The sequence below is a fragment of the bacterium genome (assembly GCA_016708315.1).
Taxonomy (GTDB): domain Bacteria; phylum Zixibacteria; class MSB-5A5; order CAIYYT01; family CAIYYT01; genus JADJGC01.
In genome coordinates this window covers 139,945-165,360 of sequence record JADJGC010000004.1, presented here as the reverse complement: position 1 = coordinate 165,360, position 25,416 = coordinate 139,945, and the positions used below count along the sequence as shown (strand labels likewise).

The following is a 25,416-nucleotide window of genomic DNA, read 5'->3' as shown; positions in this document are numbered from 1 at the left end:
CTACTGGTTTTCCCGAACTGCTGATTGAACGCCTTCGACTACGAGCTTGATCTTTGGTGTCGTGGGACTATCGGGGTAGCGGCGAACATAGTCGCCAAGAACTTGCAAGAGTTTGGCGGTATCCGCTTGCGCAAGATAGATTCTACCCAAATGAAAGTATGACTCGCCGTAAGCGGGATTCTTTATGGTTATCTGGGTGAGAACATCTTCAGCTTCGGCGATCTTGCCTGCATTAGTAAGTGCAATCCCCAAACCGATCATTATTGTTAAGTCATTCGGCTTCAATCGGAGCGCCTCGCGAGACTGGGCTTCCGCCTCAGACCAACGCTCTGCCTGGGTTAGCAGGATTGAATAATTGTGATGATAGTTGGCATCATTTGGATTGAAGTGAAGCGCTTTGGTGAAGCTGCTATCAGACGCCTCAGATTCTCCCATTCGTGACAACGCCACGCCGCGATGGTTCCAAAGCGGCGCGCTGGTGGAGTCAAGTGCGAGTCCCATTTCGCTGAAGTATCTAGCGTCGGTGATGCGGCCCTCGTTGAGACTGAGCTGGGCAAGGTTGGCATAAAGGCGCACATGCGGTCGCAGAAAGAGCGACTTACGCCACATCTGTTCGGCCAATTCAGGCCTGCCAATGCTATTAAGATGATTGCCCATCGACTCAAAGCCGATGGCGCCCTCCTTGCCGTAGAGATTCAGAGTATCCACCTGTCGTTTAATGGCGATATCAGTCTGTGAATTCACCGCGGCGAATCCAAAGAACGAGACAAGCGCTACTGAAGCGAGTGCGACGGCGGCGACAGAATTCATAACTTTGATTTGTTCGAAGCGAGCGACGTAAGTCATTGCGAAGAAGCTGATAGCCAGTGTTGCCGCCGAAAAGAGGTCCCAGTCGACTGCAAAGCCGAGCCGTGAGTGCAAGAAAAGCAACATGCAGACAGCGCCCGGCAGTGCCCAAGCGGCAAAGTATGTTGCCCGTCCGAAGTCTGTTCGCGGTTTAGCGACAAAGAAAATACTCGCCACAAGAACGATCAGCGGTGCTGCAGAAATGAGAAGCAACTGGCTCAAGATGTCGAGCAGGTGCTGCTTTGAGAACATTGTGTACTCGGTGCCGCCGGCGGCGAAAGGCAGCAGGAATTCCGAGGCAGAAAGTATTGGCAGATCTGACATTCTTGGAATCAGGACTGCTGATGCAATCGCAGCGATAATAGTCATCACTCCGGCCACTGCCCAACGACTGCGATTTTCCCTGAAATCCGCATAAACCAAGTAAGCGACACAGGGCGCCAACATGAGCGATTTGAAGTGGAATAGAACAATCAGCAGAAACAGCGTGTAAGCCGCCAACGGGGAGGACTGTCCGTTGGCAGCTTTGACGCCGCTTGCAAAGAAGATAGCCATTAGACCGGGCAATAGCATATAGGTTTCTGCATACCCGCAGAAAAGAACTGTCATTCCTGAAAAGTAGAGCAGGACGAATGTCAGAAGTTGTGCCGAAGTGTCACGGCAAATAGTCCGAACGAAATACAGCAATCCGAAGCAGTAGAACAGTCCACCGATATAGGAGACTGTTTCGATTGCAGTAGTGCCGCTGAAACCGAACAGGACTGATGTGACTTTGAAGACGATATAGTTAGCAAATTGTGCTAACGGTTCAGTCGGCAGCCACCAGATACCAACCTCAAGTTCCTTTGCTCTGAGAAGCCCATCGCCGAGGTAGTGAGTCTTCACTCTTAACAAATAGAAGATTGCGATGAGTGTGCAGGGTAACGCAACGTAGAGCAGAATCTTCTTTAGTTGCGGATACAAGTTGAGCCTTGCACCGAGTAGAATTACTGCTGAAGCGCCCGCAATCGAGGCCAAAGCAATTGGCAAGCGCACCGACCAATCGAAATAGCTCAACAGATTCATTCCCCACAACGACGAGACACTGCTGACCGGCAGTGTGACAGCGAGGAGATAGATAGTTGAGAAGGCTGTGATTAGAATTGACGGGAGATTTCCACGACTAAACATTGAACCGGAAGATGACAACATCGCCATCCTGCATTATGTAGCTCTTGCCTTCAAGGCGAACCAATCCGTGTTTTTTCGCTTCTGCATTTGAGCCGTGGCGCTTGAGATCGTTATAGGCAACGATTTCTGCACGAATGAAACCTCGCTCGAAGTCGGCATGGATCACTCCGGCAGCGACGGGAGCAGTCGAGCCTTTGCGGACGGTCCAGGCGCGCGTTTCCTTTTCGCCGGCAGTAAGGAAAGAGATCAAACCGAGTAGATCGTAGGATTTCTTGATAACAAGATCGAGCGCCGACTGAGTAATGCCGAGATCGCCCATGAACGACTTGCGGTCGTCATCGGAGAGTTGCGCTAATTCCATTTCGATTTTACCGCACACGACGGCAAGATCGGTTTGGGCTTTTTCGCGGACGTAGGCGAATTCGGCGGTAATCTTGTCGATATCGCCAATCTGGTCCTCACCAACATTGATAATCACTAACATCGGTTTTTGCGACAGGAACTGGAAACCGCGAATCGTTTTGAGCTCGTCCGGTGTCATCTCGACAGTGCGCAGCGGCTGGTTAGCTTCGAGTGCATCCTTGACTTTCTTCAAGACCTCGTACTCGTGTTTGATCTTGTCGTCTTTGATCATCTTTGCCTGGCGCTCGACGCGGTCGATACGCTTTTCAATCAAGAGCAAGTCAGCGAAGACCAGTTCGTCATCGAGTGTCTCAATGTCGCGTTTGATATTGATCGAGCCTTTGGGGTGGAGCACTTCGTCGTTTTCGAATCCGCGGACAACGTGAGCAAGGGCATCGCATTCGCGCAAGACGGCCGGAATCTCGTTCTCAACCGACGAATCCTTGTCACCGGACAGACCGGCAACGTCAATATATTCGACTTCAGCATAGACAGTCTTCTTGGAGGATTCCAGTTCCGTGAGCCAGTCGATTCGTTCATCGGGGACCAAAACGCGGCCGCGATTGAAAGCGCCTTTTTGGGATTGAAAGCTGGAAACTTCAACATTGCCGCGCGTGACGGCGTTGAAGATGGTGGTTTTGCCCGAAAGCCCGAGTCCGATTAGTCCTACTATCATAAGACTTGTAGTATAACGCTATTTGCGGTCCAAGGTCAAGGACTCATCGCAGGCTGAGATTTGTGGTTGACCATCCGCGAATCGGGACTTATGTTAAGGTATTACGACTCAATCAAGTCTCTGCCATAGAAATGGCCGGAAAGTCAATTCGTGATTACAGGAGGTATACGCATATGGCGCTGGTTAAGAAGACGCTCATCATAGCAGCTGTAGTGACGGCGATTCTCACGCTGGCCTGGAAGCCGGTGTATTCGCAGTCTCTTGGCGAATCACTGCTAAATAAGGGTGATTCGATTTCGGTTTATGTTGATGCCGAGGATTTCGAGGCGATGAAGTCGTCGCGATCTGGTCAGACAGTCAAGCTGAAGATCCTCGAAAATATCGTCAAATTCGACAAGAAGCTGGTCAACAAGGGTCAGACGGTGTACGCTTCGGTGATCAAGCGCGGTCGCGGTGGCGCCTATGCCGGCGGCGGGCACATGACTATCAAGTTCGATTCGACGCATTCGTCGGGCAAGACGATGATTCCACTTCGCGGTATGGCAGAGTTCAAGGGCAAGAGCGGCGCCGGCAAAAAAATCATCTCGATTGTGTTGTTTCCGATCGGCTGGCTGATCAAGGGCGGCGATATCGAATTTCCACAGGGCAAGAACGTGTGGAAACCGGTTGTGACCGATGATACGCCGTTGAAGTATCAGAAGTAATTACAAGGTAAACAGACATATCAGAATTGGCAATGAGCGCTTTCGGGTTAATACTCGAAGGCGCTTTTTATTTTCAAGATTCCAGCAAAAGTAGGGCGGCGAGCTTTTCCGTGTCTTTTGACCCGATTGCAGTCGAGAGATTCGAAATAAACTCCTCAGCTGTTTCCACAGACATTGAAGTACCACCGATTCCGTTTTCACCGTCACTTTGAAATTCGATGATGTCACTGTCGGGGGCTGAATAGCGCGATGAGTGAACAACCGACAAGTCCATTTCCGGCAATGAATGGAAAATGAACTCAGACCAATTGAGCTTGGCACGGATTGATAGCGGTAATAGGGACAGAAGTCCGCGCAGATAGTTGGTCAGATGCGGTGTATTCAGGTCAGCGTAAAGGACAAGCCGCTCTCCGGTGAGGATTCGTTTCATATTAGATTCAAAGTGGGCGAGATTCAATGACAAGATACTCTCGACAATCGCGTTCTGGTCTGGAATCGATTCGATTTCCAACTCGGAGCTTTGCGATAGTTCTTCAGACGTGCCACTGGATACTAATCTCTCGGCTATTGGACCGACATCACCAAACATCGCGAAGAATTGTTCCAGTGTGACAATCGCACTGTGGCGAAGCAAGGCACCCCAGCGGCCCGAAAAATCCTGGCCAGCGTGAGTGACTTTGGTGAGAATGGCCAAAGGAGATTCGCTCTCCCGATACCATTGCAGTGTAAGCGATGAGCGGAACTCCTCGGTTTTGCAGTCTCCAAACTGATCATACTGCTGGATGAGCCAACTCTCGAATTCGGGGGTGACTCCAGATGATTTATAGACTACTTGCTGCGATCCCGGCAGGTCCGGAAACGTTCCGTAAATGAGATGCTCGAATTTCATTTACAGTTGTGGAACGGACGGAGGTTTTGGCGGTGTCCCGGATTTGAGTTTGACGATGATGTTATAGTCTTTGCCGAAATCGACTTTGAATCCCGAATTCAATTTTGGATAGAACTCTTCGATTGGATTTTCTACTACTTGTACCAAAGGCGGTGCACTGGCGTCGGAATAGTCCAGCCAGCGGAATGTAATTGAGGCATTGCCAGTACCATCGACTTTGTTAGTAACTGTTGAAGAACTGCCGCCAAGATTGCCGAATTCAACTTCGGGATCGGTTCCGATCTGGATTGTGACTTGCGCTTTTTCGCGAATGTTCTGAACTGTCAACTCCAGTTCGAATTTTTGTTCGGCAACTTCGGCGCCGCCAGATTTGAATTTGTCCTGCGCATCTTCAAGCTTCTTAACGAAGGCGGGATCGAGTGTCTCTGCCGGATGCTTTGCCCAGAACTCAGCCATCTTGGCGTCGAAAGCCGCCTGCTGCTCTGCGGGAGGAAGTTTGCCGACATCGCCGGCGAGTTTGGTATAGTCCTTCTGAGCGGCCTCGGTGGCCTCTTTATAAGGAGAGTCTTCCGGAACTTCAGCCTCGTCAGCGATGACGACATCGGCGGAAATTTGAGTACGTACAAAGCGCTGACGTTCACGGGCGAAATCCATCAGCGGTTTGGCGCCGAAGAATTCAGCAACCGGGAACAGTTTGAGATAGTCGTCATAATTGCTGTTGATGATGTTGGCAGTCTTTTGGTCAATGGGCGACGGACCTGCGGAGAAGTATTGGTTGTACTTCTTTTCACACTGGGCCAATTTACCGTCATAGACAAAGACGTAGTGATAGAGATTCACCGCACTAAACAATCCCATCCAAAGAATTGAAAGTCCCATGACCCACTTAGTCATGCGCCACCAGAATTGCTTGCGCTTATTGAATAAGATGCGCTGGAAAGACCAGATGAGCGGATCAGGTACGCCCGAAGGGGTGATCTCGCGCGGCGGCTGAACACCAGTCTGGACTTTCTCGAGGCCACCAGTTGCGGTCACGAAGAAGAACTGGAAATCGACATTGTAAGAAGTCATCGAGTCGATCAAATTTCCGAGTGTGCGAGTGACCTTTTCGCATGACTTAGCCCAGACCTCGCCGAAGCGGCGTTCATTGATCGATGCGAGTCCTTTGATGAAGGCATCTCGACCTTTGCCCTTGTGGATAGCGGCATTTGCCGGGATCAACTCAACGGGATTCGACGGCGAGAAGCCCTCAAGGAAATCGGCTTTGGTGATGACGATGCCGATCGGGATCTTCTTGTCAACACAGTCGCGCAAGTCGTTGATGATGGTCTGGAATGCGGCGATCTGCTCGCGCAACAATACATCTGTATCGAGCACGGAAGCATCGATAAAGAACAACGCGGCGCGCGCAAAGGGGAAGAACTTGGCGAATTGCTTGCGCAAACCACCGGGCTCGGCAATCGAGAGTGTCTCGCCCTTGTAGTCGACCGTATAGAACTTGATGCCTTTGCGCATAGTCATGTCGAGCGCAAACTTGAGAATGCGCGTCTCCGAAGTCATCGTCGGGAACTTGCGTTCACCTTCGACCTCGACTTGGCGGCCGTCTTTGATCTTAAGCTGTTTGCCGCGCATGAGATTGAAATTCTCAATAAGTGCAGCAGCAGTTTCATTGTTCAGCGGTGAAAGTTTGTAATCGGTACTACCTTTGAGCAATTCATAAAGCACCGAGAAGTAAACAGTCTTGCCGGCGTTGGAATGGCCGAAGACCAGAACGACATTGTCATCATGTTCAAACGGAGCATCGGCGCCTTTGACCGGTGTCGCTGCGGCGGATTGCTTCTTGAAAATCGCGAAGGCTTTCTTGAATATGCCGAGTGGGTTAAAGCTCACGGCTTCACCTCATCGGTCTTACCGCCAAGAAGTTCGACGGCACGGGCCTTGTGTACTTTCTCCCACGGTTTGCGAATGTTCAGCGCACCATAGATGAAGACAACACACAGCACGACATAGACGATATAGACCGGCCAGCGGTCGCGGAACATGTGAACCACGAAGCGCCAGTTGAAGACTGAGAAGATCGTGGCAAAGAGTGTTCCGAAGAACCCTTTGAGCCAGCGCAGGAAAGCATTTTCACCTTTGTAGATTTCGTTTACGCGCAGATACCAGGCGGCGAACTCGTTGTGCGACGAAATGGAGCGCAATTCATCGGTAGGCGCAAAGGATTTGATCTCTTCCTTGCGGCCTTTTTGATTGAGCGATGCGACATGGAGCATCTTCTTCTGCCAAGTATCGGTGCGAACAATGCGAGTCGCCGAAGCGCTGACTTGATCAGTCTCGCGGAAATTGGCGGCGATTTGTGCCGTGCGGTGAAGCAGCATCGTGCGGAAATCACGCTCGCGCTTACCGAAACCGCGAATCTTCGCTCCAAAGATTAGCGGTGCCATTGCCTGCTCGACAAATTGGCTGTCGTCGGTAATACCGCGTAGTTTCTTCGCGGCTAAAAAGGCATTCTGACACTGCTGGGGAGGACGACGCACATACCAGAAGTAGAGCGCCATCAGATTTGATATGACCAAGGTCACCGGCTGTGAATTGCGCGGGACCGTGTTGATTCGTTGTTTGAGATGCTCGTCGATGACCATGCCGTCGCCGCCGGAAAGGTCGAGGCGGTCGAGTTCGGTGAAATAGGACTCGCAGTCGCGCAGAAACGTATCGGACGAGAAATCTTCCTGCTGACGATCGTAGCGATTAAGCTGAACGAAGATCGAATTGATGAGAGCTTTGAGTTTCTCCGACATGATCCTCTATCGCGACCTGCTGAAGATTGACACGTGATTCATCTTAACCGCTTCCAGCGCCGAGCGATCAACATCACCATCAATGATAATGTTCAATCGGTCAAGTCGATTGGATTTAAGCGGGAAGTATTCGTTTGGCTGAATCAACCAGTAATCGGGATCGGCGACATCCTCGACCGGCTTGCGTGCCACTGAAGCGGCGGCAATATCATCAACCTCGTTCGCGCCAAGGTAGATGATGACATTTGCGGCGTACTGCATCGGCAGAACTTTCTTGTGCAGTTTGATAATAACATCCTCGGTACCGCGCGGGTCGACACCGTCGATGATGATATTGTGGCGATTGTTGCGATAGGAATACTTGACCGCTCCGTGGTGTTGAACAAGGAAGCGATGGCCATCGCGTTCGATCGAATCGCCGGACTTGCCGGCGGCGCCGGAGGCGTAGTAGCCAAGAATAGCCGCAAGGAACGATAATATGCGTCCGCTGTCATCGAAGAACTGCGTCATGTCTTCGTAACCATAGGAGCGAGTCTGGTAGTCGCGCAGCTCCGGCAGAATGTTGCCGCCATTGACTTCGCCCTTGTCGGTCGGTATCTGGGCATTGCGAACATATTCGCGCAGTTCCGGATAGATGAGGAATCCCTGCTGGAATCCGCCGACTAGGCCGGTGAAATAGTTGATTAAAGTGCGCGAGTCAACGCCTGCGTGGTTGTCAAAGATCTGATTATAGTTGAAGCCGATGTTATGAAGCATGTTTTCCGACTGCAGGAAAACACCGCGGATGGTTTCCTCTTCGGCAGCCGATGGCTTGCTTTTGGTCTTCATGCGGACTTCGGCGATAGCAGCGACGGCGGCGCGGTGGATATTGTCCATCAGCTTGCGCAGCTGCTCCATGCGCGACACGGCGGCTTTGCCGCAAGTCGTAGACATGATTGCGGGGACGAAGGCTTCATCAAAGCTGTAATCATCTCCGTCGCGTTTAATCTCGGCGATCTGAAGACCGGCGGTAGCACTTACGTCAGAAGAGGGACCGATACTTAGGACGATTTTGTTTACCTGATAGGGATGACGGCTCAGTTGTTCGCCGGCAATCGGATCGCCAAAAGCAATCTTGTCATTTGGCGTCGCATAAAGGAAAAGCGGAATACGTTCACGCTTCTCTTTGGAAACATCGTACTTTAGCTCAACGGCCTTATGCTTGAGAAATTCTTCGTTAACATTGACCAGACCTCCGTTGGGAAGAACGGCAGTGCATTTTTGTACGGTAATTAGCAGCGAGTTGCCACTGCGGCGCAGCCCCAGCTCAAGCGGTTCGGCTTTGACCGAAGCGGCCTTAGCCAGTCCATAGCCGGGCGAAAGCGCCATATTCGAGGCGCGATTGAGGTTTTGTGCGAAGTCTTCGCTCTGGTTCAGATGTTTGCTGGTTACCAGCATGCCATCGATCCAGTTCACTCCCCAGACATTCAAATCATCCATAATATGCAATACCCATACTGATCAATGTTCCCAATATAAAGGCTAAAACGTCTCTTGCAAGTAAGTTGAGAATCCAAGATATGCCGACTTCGGATTGTCCCCGACAGAGAATAACTGCAAACCCGGTTCGAATTTGTAGCGAATTTCATTCTTCGTATGCGCCGGTGCAAAAAGGTAGAGCAAGTTTTTCATAAGAACTCGCTTGGCGCCTTCAGGAGCAAACTCGGAAATGTCGTCGGCGACCAATCCGTTTATGTTGATGCGAAAAGTCGTGAAATTCTCTTCGAATTCTGTCCCGGGATAGAAGTCGCGTCCAAGGAGGCTGTTGTTCTTGCCCAAGGCAATATGGTACTCGGCCGGAATTGCTTCGGCGCCCGGTACATTCTCATCGATCGAGACCGGCTTCTTCAAAAATGCGGGCAGGACCTTCTCATAGAGAAGACGGCGACCGCGAAAGTACGGTGCAAAAAACCGCAACAGCAGCAGGTAGCGGCGATCTTCCCGACTGACAGTCGGCAAGTCTCCGCCGGTGCGATCCCAGAAAAGCAACTCGGTTTCGTTGTCTTCGATGCAAAATAGCATCTTGAGCCGCAGAATGTAAAATGCAATCCAGTGGCGATAAGTGATGGTGTCAAACGCGCTCCAAAACTCGAGATAGCGGTCTTCCATGACGCCGGGGTCGTGGTCTGATTCTTCCAGTTGCTCAACGAAGTAAGTTTGTGGAAAGTAGTTCTTAAATGACGGCAAGTGGATAAAGATCACACGCTCATCGCGTTTTGAGACGCGAGAAGTGAGAGTCCGGATGGTCTCGATATCGGTGAAGAAGTTGCCTTGTTGCTCGAGGCTGACGAAGTAGTACTCCGAGGCCTCGATTCCCAATGTGGTTAGAAGCAAGCTGAATTCTGCTAAACGGGTGCGTTCGCGAACCTTGTATTCGGCAGTCACGAATCCCGTCTTCATCAATTCGTCTCCAGGCTGGCAGTGAGATGTAGATTGAGCGGAGTATAGCTATCCAGATATTGCCCGAGTCGCTGGATCAAATAGCGCTGTTCTTCTTCGCTGATTTTGAGATCGGGATTGAGCTTCACGCCGACCATAACTGATGGCACGAGTCCACCGGCAGTGCGGGCAACGCCGCGTTTGGCGTGGGCTTCGATAATGCGATTGTCGAAATTCTTGGCAAGGTACTCGATTTCACCCTCTGAAAGAGCAACTCCGTGGTTGCGCAGGAAGAAACCGGTCATCCGCTTGACTTCATCATCAGTCTTGGCGTCCGATCCGCCGGTAGATGCAACCAGATTTCGCGGTGAATGCAGTTGGGGATGAGCACGAACCAAACGCAGTTCCGTTTCGGCGCCGATGCCGTTGCCATCGCTGCCTTCGGTGAGTGAGAATTCGACGACGACATAGTCTGGCGGCTCTTTGGCGGTAGTGCTGAAATCGAACTTAATCTTGAGCGCCTGATCTTCCTCAACAATCATATACTTATGCGGATTGGAGAATGCTGTCAAGTCGAGGTGGCTGACGTACTGCTGATCGTGCGAATCCCAGACGCGCTCGATTGAGAACAGCTTCTTCGCGGGATCATTCTGTGCTTCGCCGCTATACTCGAACAAGTCGATTTCGAGAACCGGTTGGCCCATCGTGTACTTGTTGCGATGAGTCTTGCGACGGTTAATCAGTATCATCGTGTTGGTATCAAAAAAGACCAGCTTGCGCAAGTCGCCGACTTTCTCATCGTTGGCGAGCTCAGCTTTGAGCCACACGCGCGGAGTTGTGAGTTTTGCAAAGTCCATATGCGAAAACTTGTTCTGGACCGCGGGCGGAATAATCATCTTCTCGGCTGATTCTATGTATTTGCCGGGAATTTGGACGAAGTTCTTCGCTGGCGCCAAGTAGTGCTTGAAGTGCCACAGGAGTTTGCCGGAAACCAGAAAGTCCGAGCTGTATAAACGACTTTGGAAACTTGACTCAACCTCGAGCTCGCGAATGTCAAGGTGTTCGAAAATCTCCAGCTGGTCCTGAAATTGTCCCGGTTTGAAAGTTGGTGTCTTTGCGGAGGAAACAACTTGCCAGTCGATCCAGTTGAGCATTTTGCCGTTGTCATAGTCGGGACCAGTGTAAATCGGGATTCCGGGAATTTCTTCGAGCGGCAGTCCGACTTTTAGCCCAATCCAGATAGTACCACCCAAAGGCGGAGGCGGATTGCGCTTCATGTTCCGGTAGGAAGGTGAGTCAAGGGACTCTTCCCACTTGGCGGCTTCGTCAGGTAGTGCTTTGAGAACCCTCAGGTACTCGCCGGATGTGAACAAGGTCACGTCGGCATAGACATCGAGAATTTCTTGCGGATACAGCGGGTAGAAAGAGTAGTCGCGGGTTTGAGCGCCGCCGACAGTACAGACAAACTCCGTATCGCTATCGATGCGCGCACGTTTGTCGAGACAGCGGCACGACATCATAGTGAATGCCGGGACAGGTCTTCGAATACCAGTGACGAAAAAGTTCGACACAAATGTGTCGATGATGTTATTGCCCGCGTCCTTGAGCTTGTCTTCGGTGCTGGTGGTATGAAACGCAAAAGCCTTGAGCATCAGCAGCAAGGCAGGGTCCATTTGTTTTTCGCCGGATGGGATTTGATAACCCCAATAGCGAAGGCGGTCTATCATTTCCTGATAGACGCGTTCTTCCCGATCGGTCCATTTTTCGGCCACTAAACTCTAAATCTCCCACGATAGATCGAAGCGCTGATTACCGGCTGCTGTGCCGGTTACCCGACAAACGAAAGTTGCGGTCGGAGTCGTTACGTTTTCCGAGATCATGACATTGACGACAATCCCCATATACTTCTGGAATTGGCGCAAGACATGATTTCTGACCTCGACCTTGAGTTCTTCCGAGAACTCCGGCGCAAAATACGGCGACCGACATCCGAACTCCGGATCCGGTCGATAACTGCCTAACTCGGTTTCAAGCAGAAACCGCGCGAATTCGATTGCTCCACCCGAGCGCACGAACCGGCAGTCCCGCAATTCTATTGGTACACGAAGCGCTTCGTTTGCCATTCTATATCATAACTAATTCAGCATGATCGGATTGCCCTTGACGGTGGTCGGTCCCGATCCTTCTACATTGACCATACCACCCTTCGCATCGAGACTGGCAGTGCCCTCGATCTTCGCAGCGGTCTGCGCTTTGATAGTAGCATTCATTCCTTCGGCGGAAAGGTCGCCTGTCGCTTTCAAACTGACCTTGCCCTTGGCTTCAACGGAGAAGTCCTTGCCGACATCGAAGGTGACATTTTCCCTCGCCTTGAACACAATATCCTTATCGGATGAAACCGTGATTGTATTCTGTGCCGAATCAATAACAATTGAGTTACTTCCGGTCTTATCAATGATGCTTATTTTCTCGGAGCCGCTTGTTTCGTCAAAAATCAGTTGATGTCCGCTCCGCGTATAAATCATCTTAATATCGTTTTTGTCATTGAACGCGCCACTTGGAGGTTTATCGGTGCCGTTCCAAAGCGATCCAAGAACAACGGGATGGTCGATATCACCCTGGAAAAAGCCAACAAGTACTTCATCATCTACTTCCGGGAGAAAATAGAACCCGCGGTCCCGGCCGGCATACGGTCCAGCCACATGGATCCAGTCGGATGCACACGGATTCCCGTCTGAGCCATTGAATGGAAACTTGACTTTGACTCTCCCGCGCGATTCAGGGTCATTGTTATCGATTACTAAAGCGCAAATTGGGTCACCGCGCCAGGAACGGGCGTCTGATTCAATGATCGGCGGTTTGGCGCTCTCAAGAGGAAGTGCTTCCACGAAGTTGTAATAACCGTTGCCGTCCATGTTGTGAGTGACTCTCTTGACAAAATAGACTCCGTTATAAACGGGTCCCATACCGGTCAATTCAATAGTGTTTCCGACCTTGATTGATGGCTGGTTGGTCTGGAGGTAGCATACGACAAGATTGCCGATAGCATTGCCTTGCATGGCGTCGGCGCGCGAGCGAACCTGTGCGGTTTCGGTCGAGAGATCTGAGATACCGATAGATTTTGAAGAAATCAGACTCTGCGAGGCACGAAAAGCCGCGTTAGCCATTCCTCCGAACGAGGTCGGGGAGGATTCAACAACAGATTGCGTTGTTTGTTTTTCTTTTTCAGACCAACCGTTCTCGATATACCGAGTCTGGACAGCGTTGAGGCGCACCTCGGCTGAACCGACATTCTTGGTTAACTCAAGCGAAATAGTGTCTTTGCTTCTTGCTGCGTCGACGACGAGCTTCTTGCCGTCGTAGTAAACCCAGCGATCCGTTTCACCAAGAACCGTGGTGATAAGAAAATCCCAGTCGGATTGCATCCATTGCGTCGTCATGTCTCGCTTGGCTTCGGTACCGCCGCCTCCTGAAACAGAGTGTTCGACGGTGTAGTTTCCCATTATCTGATTTGCGATCTCGTCGCGAGTCATTTTTTCAAAGGTCTTGACCATCGTCGCTTGATCCATCTTCCAAGTCGGGCTCTTAGCTTCAATGGTGACTCTTGATGACTGGATACCGTCATTAAAGAACCGCAGATTAGTAATAACACCAAAGAACTCGTTGGGCTTAATAGAAGCTGCGTATGTTTCGATGGGCTTGAAAATTAGCGTCAAGCTTCCACCCATTTTGGCCGGGAAGAAGTTGAGAGTTGTGAGATTTTCTACCAAATCGGCAGTCGCTATATCCTTGGAAAGCGTAATTTTTAGTACATGATGGTCAAAAGCCATTTGGTCGAGTTCGAAGTCTTCGATATTCCAATCTACTGTAGAGCCGTCGATCTTGAGTTCAACCGCAGTCGTCATCCTGACGTGAATTTGATCTTCGCCGTCGTCTTCCGGCTCTATTGTCTATTTCATCGATCTGTATCGGCATCGTATCCTCGAAACTCTGGTTAGCTTATTAAAAGAGCGGGAAGGGAGAACATTCTCGCCTTCCCGTCTCGATAGACCTTATATGGTCAGGCTCATTTGCCTTTCCAGTCCTTCTTGTATTCGGCGCCGTTGAGATCAACCATTTCGGCAGAGATTTCGAAATATTCGTACATCTGCTCGTTCGGGTTGGCGGCGGTGGAAGGAACGTGCTCTTCATAGTGGGTGATGAAGCCATTTTCCCACTTGAGAACCTTGAGTTCCTTCTTAAGATTCGGATCCTTGAAGGTGATCTGGCCGGTCTTACGATTGACCTGGGATGAATCGAAAGCCCACTTGGCGATACCGACATTATCATCGGATTCGCGGCGGATTCTCAGCTTCAGACCGGTCGGGACCGAACTCGGCTTGCCGTCTGCCTGATCGTGCGGGGTATAGAGTTCGTAGCTCACTGAGTGAACCTTATCGAACTTTTCGCCATCGATCAACAGTTCTACTTCCTGTGCCATTGTGTGTTTCCTCCTACTACTTCAGTTAGTTTCTATTTTAATTTCTTTTTCAAACCTAATCACTTGCATCCTAACTGTCGCCAAGCGGCAAGTGCGGTTCGAAATTATTTTACTGCCGCCTGCCCGGCATCGTCAACCATCGCTTCCAACTTCACGACGTACTGCTTGATCGGCGTCTTGGTATTCAAGGCGACTTCCAGCAACATCTGCTGATTTTCAATCATTTCGTTGGTTGCGATAACGTTACAGGTGAATCCGTTGATCACCTTATTGCGCTGAAGCAGGCTCAGGAACTTGTTGAGATCGCCGTCAATCGACTTCTTGAGCTTATCGTCGAAGCCTTTGTAGACCTGCTGATTCAGATAGTTGCGCATGACCTTATAGATGTAGTCATAGGTGCGCTTGATCGTGTAGTTGCGGAAGCGCGCGTCTTTGGCGAGCGTATCAGCACCCATCGCGACGACATCACCGACATCACCCTGCCAGTTGATCACGCAGTTGACGCCCTTCTCATTGAGCTTGGTGTTCTTCACTTCGTTCAATTTGATGCGCGTTGACTGAATACCGGCTAGCTTACCGTTGACCTTACCGGCCGACGGTGCCTGAATACCAATGTCGTTATCGTTCTTGTAGACCAGTCCGGCAACCAGCGACGACGGCGGAATCCAAAGCGGATCCTTGTCGAAACGGCTCTCCGGCTTGTCGGCTTTGACATAGTTGCCGAAGACCGAGACGTAAGCCTTGTAGTCGGCGTTGCCACGCAGATCGTCATAAGACGGATCATCGAGCTCGTCGGAAAGCTCTTCATAAGTATTGAAGTGCTTGAAATCGGTGAAAATCTGCAACTTGCTCGGCATGCCCATATCGCGGGCGATGGTGTCGATATCCTTCACACTGCCGAGGTATCCGGGGATACAGCAAAGCGAGTAGCAGTTGGTGATGTCATAAAGACCGTAGATATCGTGAATCTGCCGATTGATATGCTCGAACTTCTCGCGATCGTTGGGATCGGTGAGGTCGTTGATACCCGCATTCGCAAAATAAACATAGACTTCGGCATCCGGACGCGCCATGGCGTTCTGGAAGAACAGGTCGACGCCGCGGTAAGCGGTTTCCAGCGGGCGAATCGCCTCATGGATGTTCTTCATGTTCTCGGAGATATTCTTGTCTGCTTCCGCGATCATGTTTTCGAGCTTGTCGAGTGCAGCGTCATCGGAAGGATCATTACCTTCGATAAAGCTTGACCAAATCGACAATCTCTGCTTGAGTTGTTTGCGGCGATCTTTGAACTCGTCCGAACTCAAGAATTTGTTGAATGACTCATTCTTGGGGTCAAGGAACTTGACGCCCTCGACATGGAGACCGTCCTGGCTCTTGAAATGCGACAGGTGGTCCTTGACAACCTCGTATCCGACAAAACCGGCACCGAGGATGTCTTTTAGGTCAGTCTTTTCTTTTACTTTAGTCTCAGCCTGACCCTGCTGTTCTAAATCTTTTTCCTGATCTGACATGATTTCCTCTTGGCGGTTTACAGTTTCGCGATATAGGACTTAAGGACGTTGAGGAACTCTTCCTTCTTCTGAGGATTAGCGAGATCCTTGCGGAGTTTGGAGTTGGGTTTCTCCAGAAGGTTCTTGAGATTGCGCAGAATCTCGACCTCGTTGTACTTCTCCTGCAGATAGTCGTTCTTCTGGATAATCTCCATCGAACCAAAGTCCTTCATCGCGTTGAATTCGAGTTCAACGGATTCTTCGGAGCCGTCCTGCTTGTTGATCGTGACTTCGTTGGTGGGACGGAAGGTACTGAAGACTTCCTTGAGATTCTTGCACCGGGTCAAATCGGGCTCTTGTTCTTCCTTGGAATTCAATTTGGTCAAATAGACCATCTTGTTCGACGGCAACAGATCAACAGGAATTGAATCGCTCTTCTCCTTGTATTCTGTTGTGCCGATATGCGGGGCAGCAATCTTAAATGAGTCCGCCATACGACCTCCTAACTGTGAATCTATACTTTTGCGATTTCAAAATTTTCACCACTGTAACGCACTTCGACTTTCGATCCTTCCGGAAACCGGCCATCGATAATCCCGATCGAGAGTGGGTTAAGGACTTCCTTTTCCAACACTCTCTGAAGGGGACGCGCACCCATTTCAAAATTATACCCGCGATCAGCCAGCGCTTTTTTGGCTTCTGGAGTCACGGCGATTGTCATCTTCTGGTCTTTAAGAATCTTGTTGATGACCTTGAGTTGGATATCGACGATGACGCCAATGCCTTTCTCAGTCAATGGGCGGAAGATAATCCACTCCAGACGATTCAGAAACTCAGGACGGAACTTCGCCTTGAGGATATTCATCATATCGTCGCGTTCTACCGGTTTTTTCTCGCGGTAGCAATCGAGGATATGGTGCGAGCCAAAGTTCGAAGTCAGGATAACGATTGTGTTAGTGAAATCGATCGTGTTTCCCTGACCGTCCGTGAGGCGGCCGTCGTCAAGCAATTGCAACATGATGTTGAACACATCAGGATCGGCTTTCTCGACTTCGTCAAACAGCACAACGGAGTAGGGGTTGCGCTTGACCTTTTCGGTCAGCATACCGCCGGCTTCGTAGCCGACATATCCGGGAGGAGCGCCGATCAGTTTTGCAACCGAGTGCTTCTCCATAAATTCCGACATGTCGAAGCGAATCATGTTCTTTTCATCATTGAACAGGAATTCAGCGAGAGTCTTTGCCAATTCCGTCTTACCGGTTCCGGTAGAGCCTAAGAAAAGGAAGGAGCCAATCGGTCGGTTATGACGCTTGATGCCCGAGCGCGAGCGGCGAACAGCTTCGCAGATAGTCTTGATGGCGTCTTCCTGATCGACGACTCGTTCGCCAAGGTGGGCTTCGAGATTAAGCAGTTTAGCTTTCTCGTCTTCCATCATCCGATTGACTGGAATCTTCGTCCAGCGAGAGATTACAAACGCGACATCTTCGACGCCCAACGTCTGCTTTTCAGCCGTAACGAATTTCTCGAGCTTGTCGATCTTCTCGAGGTTCTGGCGAAACTGGGCTATTTGACTTTTTTCTGTGCTCATTTCCATCCTTAAAGAGTTGACGCCCACAAGGGGCTAGGCTACAAACTCCTGATCCATTATTAACACCCAATACGTGCCAGGTTACACTCGTCCTGTCCAGAGAGAAAACAACTCATCAAACTTCTGATTAAATGCTTCCAATTTCTGGCGGGTCTCATCTTCAAGACCTTCATCAGTGTCAGCGGCAGATTTTACGCCCAATGTCTTCTTGAGTTCTTCCGCTTCCTTGCGCAGGTCAACAATTCCGTTCTTAGCGCGAGTGCAATTGAGCCTGAATGATGCCGCAGCTTCGTCGAGCAGGTCAATTGCCTTATCCGGCAAGAAACGGTCGCCGATATAGCGCTGTGATAGCTTGATTGCTTCATCCACTACGGTATCGGGAATATCAAGACTATGGTGTTTGCCATAAGTATCGCGAACACCGCTCATGATTTCCTGCGATTCCTGGAAAGTCGGTTCTTCAACCATGACCCGCTGGAAGCGGCGATCCAGCGCCTTGTCCTTCTCTATATACTTGCGGTACTCTTCAAGAGTTGTCGCGCCGATGACCTTGAATGCGCCGCGTGCCAACGCCGGCTTGATCAGGTTGGCGGCATCCATTCCACCGGAAGGATTACCCGCACCGACGAGGGTGTGGATCTCATCCATGAACAGCACGAGATTGCCTTTGCCCTTGGTAAGTCGGGAAATCAACGCATTGAAGCGTTCTTCGAATTCGCCTTTGTACTTGGCTCCGGCGACTAATTGGCCAAGGTCGAGATGAAGCAGTATTGTATCCCAAAGTTCCGGAGTCGTTTGCTTGTTGATAATCTGTAGGGCGAGACCTTCGACCAATGCGGACTTGCCGACACCGGGAGGGCCAACGAGGATTGGGTTGTTTTTGCGGCGGCGAATCAGGACGCGGGAGATATTGAAGATGTCTTCCTGACGTCCAAAGAACTTGTCATAGTCGCCCTTGCGAGCCTTCTCGCACATGTCGACGCAATACTTGATTCCTTCGGCGCCGACGACGGCATCTTCACCGCCATCAGTGGTCGTGGTTTGACCGCCGGCGATTGACTGGACGACTTTCATCTCGGCGTTGGCGTCAATGATCTTGCCTTCGTCAAAGTCAAGACGACGGCGAACTTGTTCACTCAATGGCGAGTCTGGTCCAACAAAGACCATCAATATATGTTCGGGCCGAGTTTCCGACTCTGAGAAGCGCTGTGCTTTATTAGAGGCTGCAACCAACAAGGATTGCAGGGCAGGGGAAGCAACCGGGCGGACTTCATCGGAAGCTGATTTACCCATCTTGGAGAGTTCATCTGCCAGCAGTGCTTCGAAATAGTCAGGTTTCTTGCCGAGCTGTTTAAGAAGCGCGGCTAACTCGCCGCCTTCATCGCGAAGCAGAACCAGGAACAGATGTTGCGGTTTGATTTCCGCATGAAAGTAGCTTTTTGCCAATTCCTGCGCGCGGCGAATACCGTTCTGCAGGGTCGCTGAAAACGATCCTAAATCCATATCCTCTTCACAGTAAGGGGTGCGAAATTGTCTCGCGTCTGAATGCGCTTAGAAACTGAAGGTACAATCCCTCATTTTTAGTGTCAAGATTTATGTTAAACAAGGCAAGCGATATATGCATAAGTGGGTCTACAAACTTTGACCGCAATATTGACCGACTTTTACCATCATCCTCTGATTCTACTCTCCAACGTAGTGTTTTGTTCATCCGCCAAACAACCGATCAATAAATCCCTTCTTGCGTGCACGTTCGGTCTGAAAGGACCTTAGTCGCAGGAAGTCGGTTAGCGTCTTTTGCGGGTAGTCATAGCTTGCGTCTTTGAAATAGTCGACCAAACTACTCTCTAAGTCCATCAGGGTTTGCATTCTTTTTTCCGGATTGTGCTCGACCATCTTGTCAATCAGGCGTGAAAGCGACTTGGTGAGCGAACGTACACTCGGCTCCTTATATGAAGGATATAATGAGTCCGCATTCTCGCGATATTCTTCCCTGATATTCTGCCTCACTTCAAAGACATTCGCACCGCCATAGGGATACCGACCCGTGGCCATCTCCAGCATCATCAAGCCAAGAGCGAAAAGGTCCGACCGGCGGTCGGCATAACCGGATTTGAGTAGCTGCTCGGGTGACTCATAGACATTGAGCGAGTATGGCAGGCTCAACTTCAGACGGTCAGCCAAGTGGCAAAAGGGAAGCATATCAATATCGGTCAGCATAATTCTGCCGTCAGTGGTCAAAATGACATTCTCGGGTTTGAGATTCTTATGTAAGGGGATCAGATTCCCCATACCTGGCGATGGCCTGACTCCATGGATCTGGTTGAGCGCCTGCAAAATACCTTGGGCGATTAGCCCAACGAGATCGGGATGGAGCGGGGCATTCTCGGAGATGATACTGCGCAGGCTCACGCCGTCGACGTAGCCATACTCAAGTATCAACATCTCATTGTGAGCTGTTGTACCTCGAAATGACTGGATCTGGCTGCCGCGGAATTCCGAATAAAGGCGACTTTGTTTCTGGAATAGTTCAACTATCTCCGGGTTTTGGGATAATCGACGTCGGAAGACTTTGAGACGAACGGTTTCATTGGTATCGATACGCTGGGCGCGATAGCAAAGACTGATCGGCCCTTCGCCGATCTTGTTCTTGTCGATGCTGTAGTTTTGGAAGCGCTCAGGCAGGGAAGGGTCATCAATGACCGCAAACTCCGCATATCGTCCATGATAATCGTGCGTCATCACTCCCCTGTGATAGCAAGTTTAATTGGCTGCACCACACCCCATATCTGCCCACAGGGGCAAAGACGCGGGTTGGGTTCATTATTGTGACTGTCGACTTAGTCTAACCGAAACTGGGATTGGCTTCCATGTCGCGGCTATCCATAACAGCAAAACGGATAACAGTCTGCAGTCCGACCTTAATCAAGTCGTTATTCTTAAGGAGAGTCTGATCGGCTTTCACACCGTTGATAGTCGAGCCATTGCGCGAAAGATTCGTGAAAAGAAAGGCGTCTCCCCGGCGAATGACAGCAAAATGCTCGCGGCTGATGGCCGAGTCATCGTCAGACAGCACGAAATCGCACTTTTCACTCGACCTGCCAATTCGAAATTGGACGGCGTCGGTCGAAAACTGCCGTCCTCTATCAGGACCCTCTTCAACTACCAAAAGCGGTTTCAACGGCATAATATGTGATATTACTGGTTTGCCACGGCAAAATCAATCGATTTCTCTCCAAGGGTTTATACGGACAACATCTCGAAACGACGGTAAGTAGTCGAGAGAAACGTTTTGTCGAAGAGCTGATTACGGCAGATGCTATTTTGTTAGCGTGACGCGTTTTTGAAACTACCTTGGTCGGTATGTTTCTCGGACACTATGGACTTGCCCTCGCCGCAAAGAAAGCCTCACCCAAGACATCACTTGGAATCTTGGTATTCGCTTCTCTGTTGATTGACTTGATCTGGCCGATTCTGCTTCTCTTAGGAAAAGAAGAGGTCGTGATAAAACCTGGGATAACCCTCGTCGTACCGTTGGAATTCACGAACTATCCTATTTCTCATAGCCTTCTTGCAGTGGGCATCTGGGCGCTGCTCTTGGGTGTCATCTATTTCATCTGGAGACGTTCAACGGGAGCGGCTCTATTAGTTGGCGGCTTAGTGCTAAGTCATTGGCTGCTTGATGTTTTAGTACATCGACCTGATTTGCCGCTACTCCCGAGTGACTCTGCCCATGTCGGTTTCGGGCTGTGGGATTCTATGGCAGCAACATTGATTCTGGAGTTCGGGATTTTCTTCATCGGTCTGTTCATCTACTGGAATTCTACCCATTCTCGGTTTCGAATGGGAAGCATCCTTTTGTGGGGCACCACATTGCTTCTCGTCGGGATATACCTCGCCAGCGTTTTCGGTCCGCCGCCTCCAGACACAAAGACGATTGCAGTTGCCGGCCTCGCGCAATGGCTGTTTGTCGGCTTGTATTATTGGATGGACCGCAAACGACGCGCATACGTGTAGTCAACTGCCCGACTGATTCTGCTTTTCTGGGACCGCTATCTTTCGTATAATCCTAAACCGCATAGAAGCGGCGAATTACGGGGAAGTCACAATCGAAAGAGAGATATGCCAGAATCGAATCATCCGCATCAGCACGCACAGCCGCAGAACGCGAGTCTTTCCGGCGTAAAGAACATCATTGCAATTGCATCGGGGAAGGGTGGCGTGGGTAAATCGACACTCTCTGTCAATCTTGCGGTAGCACTTGCACAGACCGGCGCCAAAGTCGGTTTGATGGACGCTGATATCTACGGTCCGAGTCAACCGGGAATGTTGGGAGCGCGAGAAGCTCGACCCGATGTGGCCGGAGATATGCTTCAGCCGGTGAAGAAATATGGAATCAGTTTTGTATCAATGGGTCTCTTGATCGACAACGATGGACCGGTAATCTGGCGCGCGCCAATGGCAATGAAGATTATCCATCAGTTCATCGGCAATGTCGAATGGGGAAAGCTCGACTATTTGTTGATTGACCTTCCTCCCGGCACTGGCGACGTGCAGTTGACTCTGGCACAACAAGCATCGCTGACGGGTGCGGTGATCGTCACGACTCCTCAGCAAGTAGCACTCGGCGTTGCTGCCAAGGGCCTGAAAATGTTTGAGCAAGTCAATGTGCCGATTCTGGGTGTTATCGAGAACATGAGCGGTTTTGTGTGCAAACACTGTGGCAAGACGACCGACATCTTCAAGGTCGGTGGTGGTGAAGCTTTGTCCAAACACACGGAAGTCCCGTATCTTGGCGCAATTCCGCTTGATCCGGAGATTATGATGAGCGGCGATTCGGGAGTCCCGGTACTTGAGTCAGGCGTTGACAGCCCGGCGGCGAAGGCATTCCTAAGTGTCGCTAAGAATCTACAGACAATCGTCGCGCGAGTCAGCGCCACTGTCAGCGAAGATGAACCGGAACAAATCGAACTGCGCAAGAACGGCGATCTGGTTGTAACTTGGCACGATGCGCGTGTGAGCAACTACAACGCCTACTCGCTCCGGATAAACTGCCCGTGCGCTTCTTGTATTGATGAAGATTCCGGGCGAAGAACGCTTGATCCAAAGCGCATACCGCTCGATATTAGGATAGACAGCTTTGAGATGATTGGCCGTTACGCAGTTGCACTGCACTTTTCCGATGGTCATCGCACTGGGCTGTATGCATTTAAGCTGCTACAGGCATTGCCAGAAGCTGATTCGAGCGGGTCTTTCGAGGTTTGACCTAAGTCAAGGCGATACAAGACGACTTCGCCTTCATTATTTGGGCACGCTGAAGAAAATGCTGTGTTATAAATCTAAGCGGCTTGAGAGAAGCGCGATTCGGATATTGGATATAGAAAGGATGTTCATATATGGCTGAACAAGAAATCAAAATCACCGCACAACTATTTCCCGATCCGGATGTCTGTATCTTCCGAGTCGATCGGCCGGTGTTTCCGGGCGGAGCGTACGATTGTAAAAGTGCTGAGCAAGCGACCGGTTCGCCGCTTCTGGAAGCCCTCTTTGCTCTCAAAGGTATTCGGGAGATTTTCATCACGGGCGACAGCATTACCATCAGCAAAGACTCTGACGAAGAGTGGCAAGTGTTGGGGCGCGATGTGGGCCGCACCATCCGCGAGTTGATTAACTCGGGCAAACCTTTGATGGCTGAAGATCTCAAGCAGCCGGTGCCTTCTGATGAAGAGATCAAGAAGATTGTTGATGAGATGTTCGAAAACGAAATCAATCCGGCGATCGCATCGCACGGCGGATTCGTCGAATGCGTAGCGGTCAAAGATGGCCAGGTGATGCTTCGCCTCGCCGGCGGCTGTCAGGGCTGCGCGTCTTCATCACAAACTCTGAGATATGGAATCGAGCGTTCAATTCGTGAGCGCATTCCCGGAGTTGGTGAAGTAGTGGATGTTACAGATCATTCGGCTGGAGTAAATCCGTACTACTAAACATGTAGAGATTATTTTTCGCGCCAATAAGTGGAAGCCATAACGGACAAACCTGCAAGTTTGTCCGTTTCTTTTCCAGGAAACTCGATGTTGAAAGATGGTCTTTTGCAACTCGGCATTTGACTTGACCTTACAGAGGCGGTTCTGAAAGCCAAGAATCATATAGTCAGTTTTGAATAGATGCCCACTCTAAACTTACTGTCTGTCAATGTGTTTACAACTCCCGCAATTTTCTGAAGAATTCCTTGACTTGCCGACGGCCAAAAAGATATATTCAAAGCCGGAAGTCAATGATTCATAAGATGTTAACAAGGTGTTAACATCGTGTGGAAAACACAAAGGACATCTTCCCATTGCGTAGGAGCACGTCGTAGTTTGCTCCTAATCTGTTACCGAATCAAGCGATGTCCGCAAAGGAAATGGCTGGGTAGTGGTCGTCGGGTCGCTTGCGTGTTCGGGCGTAACTCTGATCTCACATTAAGGAAAATAGTAAATGACTGAGAATCTTATGGATTTTCGCGTTCGACGCGAAACTGGTGAAGCTTCTTATACTACACAATTTACGGGGTAACCATGCAGGAACAAGTTAATGCACTTTGGGACAGATGTCTCTCCAGTCTGTCCAAACGCGTGAACAAGCCCTCATTTTTCACGTGGTTCAAGCCTACACGAGTTGAATTTGTCGAAGGAAACTGTTTCAGCATACTCGTACCAAACAATTTTGCGGCGCATTGGATTTCCGAGCGATACAGCCACACCATAAGCGAGTCGCTTGCGGAAGTTTCAGAACAGCCGTGGAATTTTGATTTCAAAGTTCAAAAGATGCCGGTGCAGGTCGAGATTTTCTCGACCGACACGGAGGAGGACCGATCAACGCCGGTTCTCAATGGCAATGGAAACGGCAACGGACATCAGGAGCATCCTGCTCCCAAGCTAAACCCGCGCTATCTCTTTGAAAGTTTCGTTGTTGGGGATTCCAATCAGTTCGCCTACGCTGCCTGCGAAGCTGTCTCCGAAGCGCCGGGGGAGAACCGTTACAATCCGCTCTTCATTTACGGCGGCGTCGGCCTGGGTAAAACTCACTTGGTGCAAGCGATCGGCAATGCAGTTTGCCAGTCAAACAACAAACTGCGGGTGATGTATGTTTCGAGCGAGAGTTTCACGAACGAGTTTATCCGCTCGCTGTCAACGAAATCGGTCCACGAATTCGCCAATCGCTATCGCACTGCCGATCTTCTGCTCTTGGATGACATTCAGTTCTTCACCGGCAAGGAATCAACGCAGGAGCAGTTCTTCCATACGTTTAATGCGCTTCACCAAGAAGGGAAACAGATTGTCCTCACCGCTGATCGCCCGCCAAAGGACATTCTTGGACTCGAAGAACGTCTTCTGTCGCGCTTCAGTTGGGGTTTGGTTGCCGATATCCAGCCGCCGTCGCTCGAAACGCGAGTGGCGATCTTGCAGAAGAAAGCTGAAAGTGATGGCGTGACAGTACCCAACGATGTTCTTACCTATATCGCTGACTCGATTACGTCGAACGTCCGTGAACTCGAAGGCGCATTAGTGAGACTTGTGGCGTATGCTTCGCTGCGCAAGAAAGAGCTGACGATGTCGTTGGCGCAGGATGTCCTTAAGGACTCGATTCGTTCAAAATCTAAGCCGGTGACCATCGAGCAGATACAGAAGGAAGTGGCTTCGTATTTCAAGATTTCCGAAGAGATGCTGAAGTCAAAGAAGAAGACACAGGAGATTGTCAATGCTCGGCAAGTGGCTATGTATTTGTGTCGGACATTGACAAGTTCATCACTGAAACTGATTGGTATAAATTTCGGAAATCGTGATCATTCTACGGTGATTCATGCTTGTCAGCAGGTGCAGGACAATATGAAATCTTCGATGGATTTCAAGCTGCAGATTGATCAACTCATCAACCTGATTTGTAGTCATCAATAGGTGCAAAGTACTGTGGAA

At 50.3% G+C, this 25,416-nt stretch carries 22 protein-coding genes; 5 read left to right on the top strand and 17 right to left on the bottom strand.

What is annotated here, in order from left to right; genetic code table 11:
* Together IPH59_06035 and ychF are read right to left on the bottom strand one after the other, a co-directional pair.
* A complete protein-coding gene (locus IPH59_06035; protein ID MBK7091267.1) occupies positions 1–2,037 on the bottom strand; it encodes a tetratricopeptide repeat protein in 2,037 nt (678 codons plus the stop codon).
* Complete coding sequence (gene ychF / locus IPH59_06030) at positions 2,009–3,094, bottom strand: redox-regulated ATPase YchF (GenBank protein MBK7091266.1); 1,086 nt, start codon at positions 3,092–3,094, stop codon at positions 2,009–2,011. The genes IPH59_06035 and ychF overlap by 29 nt, the downstream gene beginning before the upstream one ends.
* Before the next feature lie 173 nt (positions 3,095–3,267).
* Here ychF and IPH59_06025 point away from each other — a divergent pair, with 173 nt between their 5' ends.
* On the top strand, positions 3,268–3,798 hold the full coding sequence (locus IPH59_06025) for a hypothetical protein (GenBank protein MBK7091265.1): 531 nt from the start codon (positions 3,268–3,270) through the stop codon (positions 3,796–3,798).
* A 73-nt stretch (positions 3,799–3,871) separates the two neighbouring features.
* Here the strand turns inward: IPH59_06025 and IPH59_06020 are convergent, their stop codons facing one another.
* From IPH59_06020 to IPH59_05950, 15 genes are all read right to left on the bottom strand, one after another.
* Positions 3,872–4,687, bottom strand: coding sequence for a hypothetical protein (locus IPH59_06020; GenBank protein MBK7091264.1), 816 nt, complete (start codon positions 4,685–4,687; stop codon positions 3,872–3,874).
* Positions 4,688–6,577 (bottom strand): GTPase domain-containing protein, encoded by a 1,890-nt coding sequence (locus IPH59_06015; protein MBK7091263.1) that lies wholly within the window; start codon positions 6,575–6,577, stop codon positions 4,688–4,690.
* Entirely contained in the window at positions 6,574–7,485 is a 912-nt protein-coding gene (locus IPH59_06010) for a hypothetical protein (GenBank protein MBK7091262.1), read from the bottom strand. The genes IPH59_06015 and IPH59_06010 overlap by 4 nt, the downstream gene beginning before the upstream one ends.
* 6 nt (positions 7,486–7,491) lie before the next feature.
* Positions 7,492–8,964 (bottom strand): hypothetical protein, encoded by a 1,473-nt coding sequence (locus IPH59_06005; protein MBK7091261.1) that lies wholly within the window; start codon positions 8,962–8,964, stop codon positions 7,492–7,494.
* A 42-nt stretch (positions 8,965–9,006) separates the two neighbouring features.
* Positions 9,007–9,924, bottom strand: a complete 918-nt coding sequence (locus IPH59_06000; protein ID MBK7091260.1) for a type VI secretion system baseplate subunit TssG — start codon at positions 9,922–9,924, stop codon at positions 9,007–9,009.
* Positions 9,924–11,675 (bottom strand): hypothetical protein, encoded by a 1,752-nt coding sequence (locus tag IPH59_05995; protein ID MBK7091259.1) that lies wholly within the window; start codon positions 11,673–11,675, stop codon positions 9,924–9,926. Before IPH59_05995 ends, IPH59_06000 begins: the two co-directional genes overlap by 1 nt.
* Positions 11,676–11,681: 6 nt before the next feature.
* Positions 11,682–12,026, bottom strand: a complete 345-nt coding sequence (locus IPH59_05990) for a hypothetical protein (protein ID MBK7091258.1) — start codon at positions 12,024–12,026, stop codon at positions 11,682–11,684.
* A gap of 12 nt (positions 12,027–12,038) precedes the next feature.
* Positions 12,039–13,808, bottom strand: a complete 1,770-nt coding sequence (locus IPH59_05985) for a hypothetical protein (GenBank protein ID MBK7091257.1) — start codon at positions 13,806–13,808, stop codon at positions 12,039–12,041.
* 161 nt (positions 13,809–13,969) lie between these two features.
* Entirely contained in the window at positions 13,970–14,383 is a 414-nt protein-coding gene (locus tag IPH59_05980; GenBank protein MBK7091256.1) for a hypothetical protein, read from the bottom strand.
* A gap of 104 nt (positions 14,384–14,487) precedes the next feature.
* Complete coding sequence (locus IPH59_05975) at positions 14,488–15,894, bottom strand: hypothetical protein (GenBank protein MBK7091255.1); 1,407 nt, start codon at positions 15,892–15,894, stop codon at positions 14,488–14,490.
* A gap of 17 nt (positions 15,895–15,911) precedes the next feature.
* The gene (locus tag IPH59_05970; GenBank protein MBK7091254.1) at positions 15,912–16,367 is read right to left on the bottom strand and encodes a type VI secretion system contractile sheath small subunit; all 456 of its coding nucleotides are present in this window, start codon (positions 16,365–16,367) and stop codon (positions 15,912–15,914) included.
* 20 nt (positions 16,368–16,387) lie between these two features.
* Positions 16,388–17,461: an AAA family ATPase gene (locus tag IPH59_05965; protein MBK7091253.1), complete on the bottom strand. Its 1,074-nt coding sequence runs from the start codon at positions 17,459–17,461 to the stop codon at positions 16,388–16,390.
* Between the two features lie 81 nt (positions 17,462–17,542).
* Positions 17,543–18,964 (bottom strand): ATP-dependent Clp protease ATP-binding subunit, encoded by a 1,422-nt coding sequence (locus tag IPH59_05960; protein ID MBK7091252.1) that lies wholly within the window; start codon positions 18,962–18,964, stop codon positions 17,543–17,545.
* Between the two features lie 204 nt (positions 18,965–19,168).
* On the bottom strand, positions 19,169–20,203 hold the full coding sequence (locus IPH59_05955) for a protein kinase (protein MBK7091251.1): 1,035 nt from the start codon (positions 20,201–20,203) through the stop codon (positions 19,169–19,171).
* A 103-nt stretch (positions 20,204–20,306) separates the two neighbouring features.
* Positions 20,307–20,648: an FHA domain-containing protein gene (locus IPH59_05950; protein MBK7091250.1), complete on the bottom strand. Its 342-nt coding sequence runs from the start codon at positions 20,646–20,648 to the stop codon at positions 20,307–20,309.
* A 176-nt stretch (positions 20,649–20,824) separates the two neighbouring features.
* Between IPH59_05950 and IPH59_05945 the strand changes: the two genes are divergently transcribed.
* The 4 genes from IPH59_05945 (at position 20,825) to dnaA (ending at position 25,398) form a co-directional block, all read left to right on the top strand.
* Positions 20,825–21,478 (top strand): hypothetical protein, encoded by a 654-nt coding sequence (locus tag IPH59_05945; GenBank protein MBK7091249.1) that lies wholly within the window; start codon positions 20,825–20,827, stop codon positions 21,476–21,478.
* A gap of 105 nt (positions 21,479–21,583) precedes the next feature.
* Positions 21,584–22,726 (top strand): P-loop NTPase, encoded by a 1,143-nt coding sequence (locus IPH59_05940; protein ID MBK7091248.1) that lies wholly within the window; start codon positions 21,584–21,586, stop codon positions 22,724–22,726.
* A 131-nt stretch (positions 22,727–22,857) separates the two neighbouring features.
* Positions 22,858–23,445, top strand: coding sequence for a NifU family protein (locus tag IPH59_05935; protein MBK7091247.1), 588 nt, complete (start codon positions 22,858–22,860; stop codon positions 23,443–23,445).
* Positions 23,446–24,018: 573 nt separating this feature from the next.
* Positions 24,019–25,398 carry a chromosomal replication initiator protein DnaA gene (gene dnaA, locus IPH59_05930; protein ID MBK7091246.1) on the top strand — a complete coding sequence of 460 codons (1,380 nt, stop codon included), beginning with the start codon at positions 24,019–24,021 and terminating at the stop codon, positions 25,396–25,398.
* The last annotated feature ends 18 nt before the right edge of the window (positions 25,399–25,416 follow it).

Bases quoted from the DNA above. Each gene is read 5' to 3' on its own strand.
- IPH59_06035 (MBK7091267.1), bottom strand. From the start codon at position 2,037: ATGTTGTCATCTTCCGGTTCAATGTTTAGTCGTGGAAATCTCCCGTCA.
- ychF (MBK7091266.1), bottom strand. From the start codon at position 3,094: ATGATAGTAGGACTAATCGGACTCGGGCTTTCGGGCAAAACCACCATC.
- IPH59_06025 (MBK7091265.1), top strand. From the start codon at position 3,268: ATGGCGCTGGTTAAGAAGACGCTCATCATAGCAGCTGTAGTGACGGCG.
- IPH59_06020 (MBK7091264.1), bottom strand. From the start codon at position 4,687: ATGAAATTCGAGCATCTCATTTACGGAACGTTTCCGGACCTGCCGGGA.
- IPH59_06010 (MBK7091262.1), bottom strand. From the start codon at position 7,485: ATGTCGGAGAAACTCAAAGCTCTCATCAATTCGATCTTCGTTCAGCTT.
- IPH59_06005 (MBK7091261.1), bottom strand. From the start codon at position 8,964: ATGGATGATTTGAATGTCTGGGGAGTGAACTGGATCGATGGCATGCTG.
- IPH59_06000 (MBK7091260.1), bottom strand. From the start codon at position 9,924: ATGAAGACGGGATTCGTGACTGCCGAATACAAGGTTCGCGAACGCACC.
- IPH59_05990 (MBK7091258.1), bottom strand. From the start codon at position 12,026: ATGGCAAACGAAGCGCTTCGTGTACCAATAGAATTGCGGGACTGCCGG.
- IPH59_05985 (MBK7091257.1), bottom strand. From the start codon at position 13,808: ATGACGACTGCGGTTGAACTCAAGATCGACGGCTCTACAGTAGATTGG.
- IPH59_05980 (MBK7091256.1), bottom strand. From the start codon at position 14,383: ATGGCACAGGAAGTAGAACTGTTGATCGATGGCGAAAAGTTCGATAAG.
- IPH59_05975 (MBK7091255.1), bottom strand. From the start codon at position 15,894: ATGTCAGATCAGGAAAAAGATTTAGAACAGCAGGGTCAGGCTGAGACT.
- IPH59_05970 (MBK7091254.1), bottom strand. From the start codon at position 16,367: ATGGCGGACTCATTTAAGATTGCTGCCCCGCATATCGGCACAACAGAA.
- IPH59_05965 (MBK7091253.1), bottom strand. From the start codon at position 17,461: ATGAGCACAGAAAAAAGTCAAATAGCCCAGTTTCGCCAGAACCTCGAG.
- IPH59_05960 (MBK7091252.1), bottom strand. From the start codon at position 18,964: ATGGATTTAGGATCGTTTTCAGCGACCCTGCAGAACGGTATTCGCCGC.
- IPH59_05955 (MBK7091251.1), bottom strand. From the start codon at position 20,203: ATGACGCACGATTATCATGGACGATATGCGGAGTTTGCGGTCATTGAT.
- IPH59_05950 (MBK7091250.1), bottom strand. From the start codon at position 20,648: ATGCCGTTGAAACCGCTTTTGGTAGTTGAAGAGGGTCCTGATAGAGGA.
- IPH59_05945 (MBK7091249.1), top strand. From the start codon at position 20,825: ATGTTTCTCGGACACTATGGACTTGCCCTCGCCGCAAAGAAAGCCTCA.
- IPH59_05940 (MBK7091248.1), top strand. From the start codon at position 21,584: ATGCCAGAATCGAATCATCCGCATCAGCACGCACAGCCGCAGAACGCG.
- IPH59_05935 (MBK7091247.1), top strand. From the start codon at position 22,858: ATGGCTGAACAAGAAATCAAAATCACCGCACAACTATTTCCCGATCCG.
- dnaA (MBK7091246.1), top strand. From the start codon at position 24,019: ATGCAGGAACAAGTTAATGCACTTTGGGACAGATGTCTCTCCAGTCTG.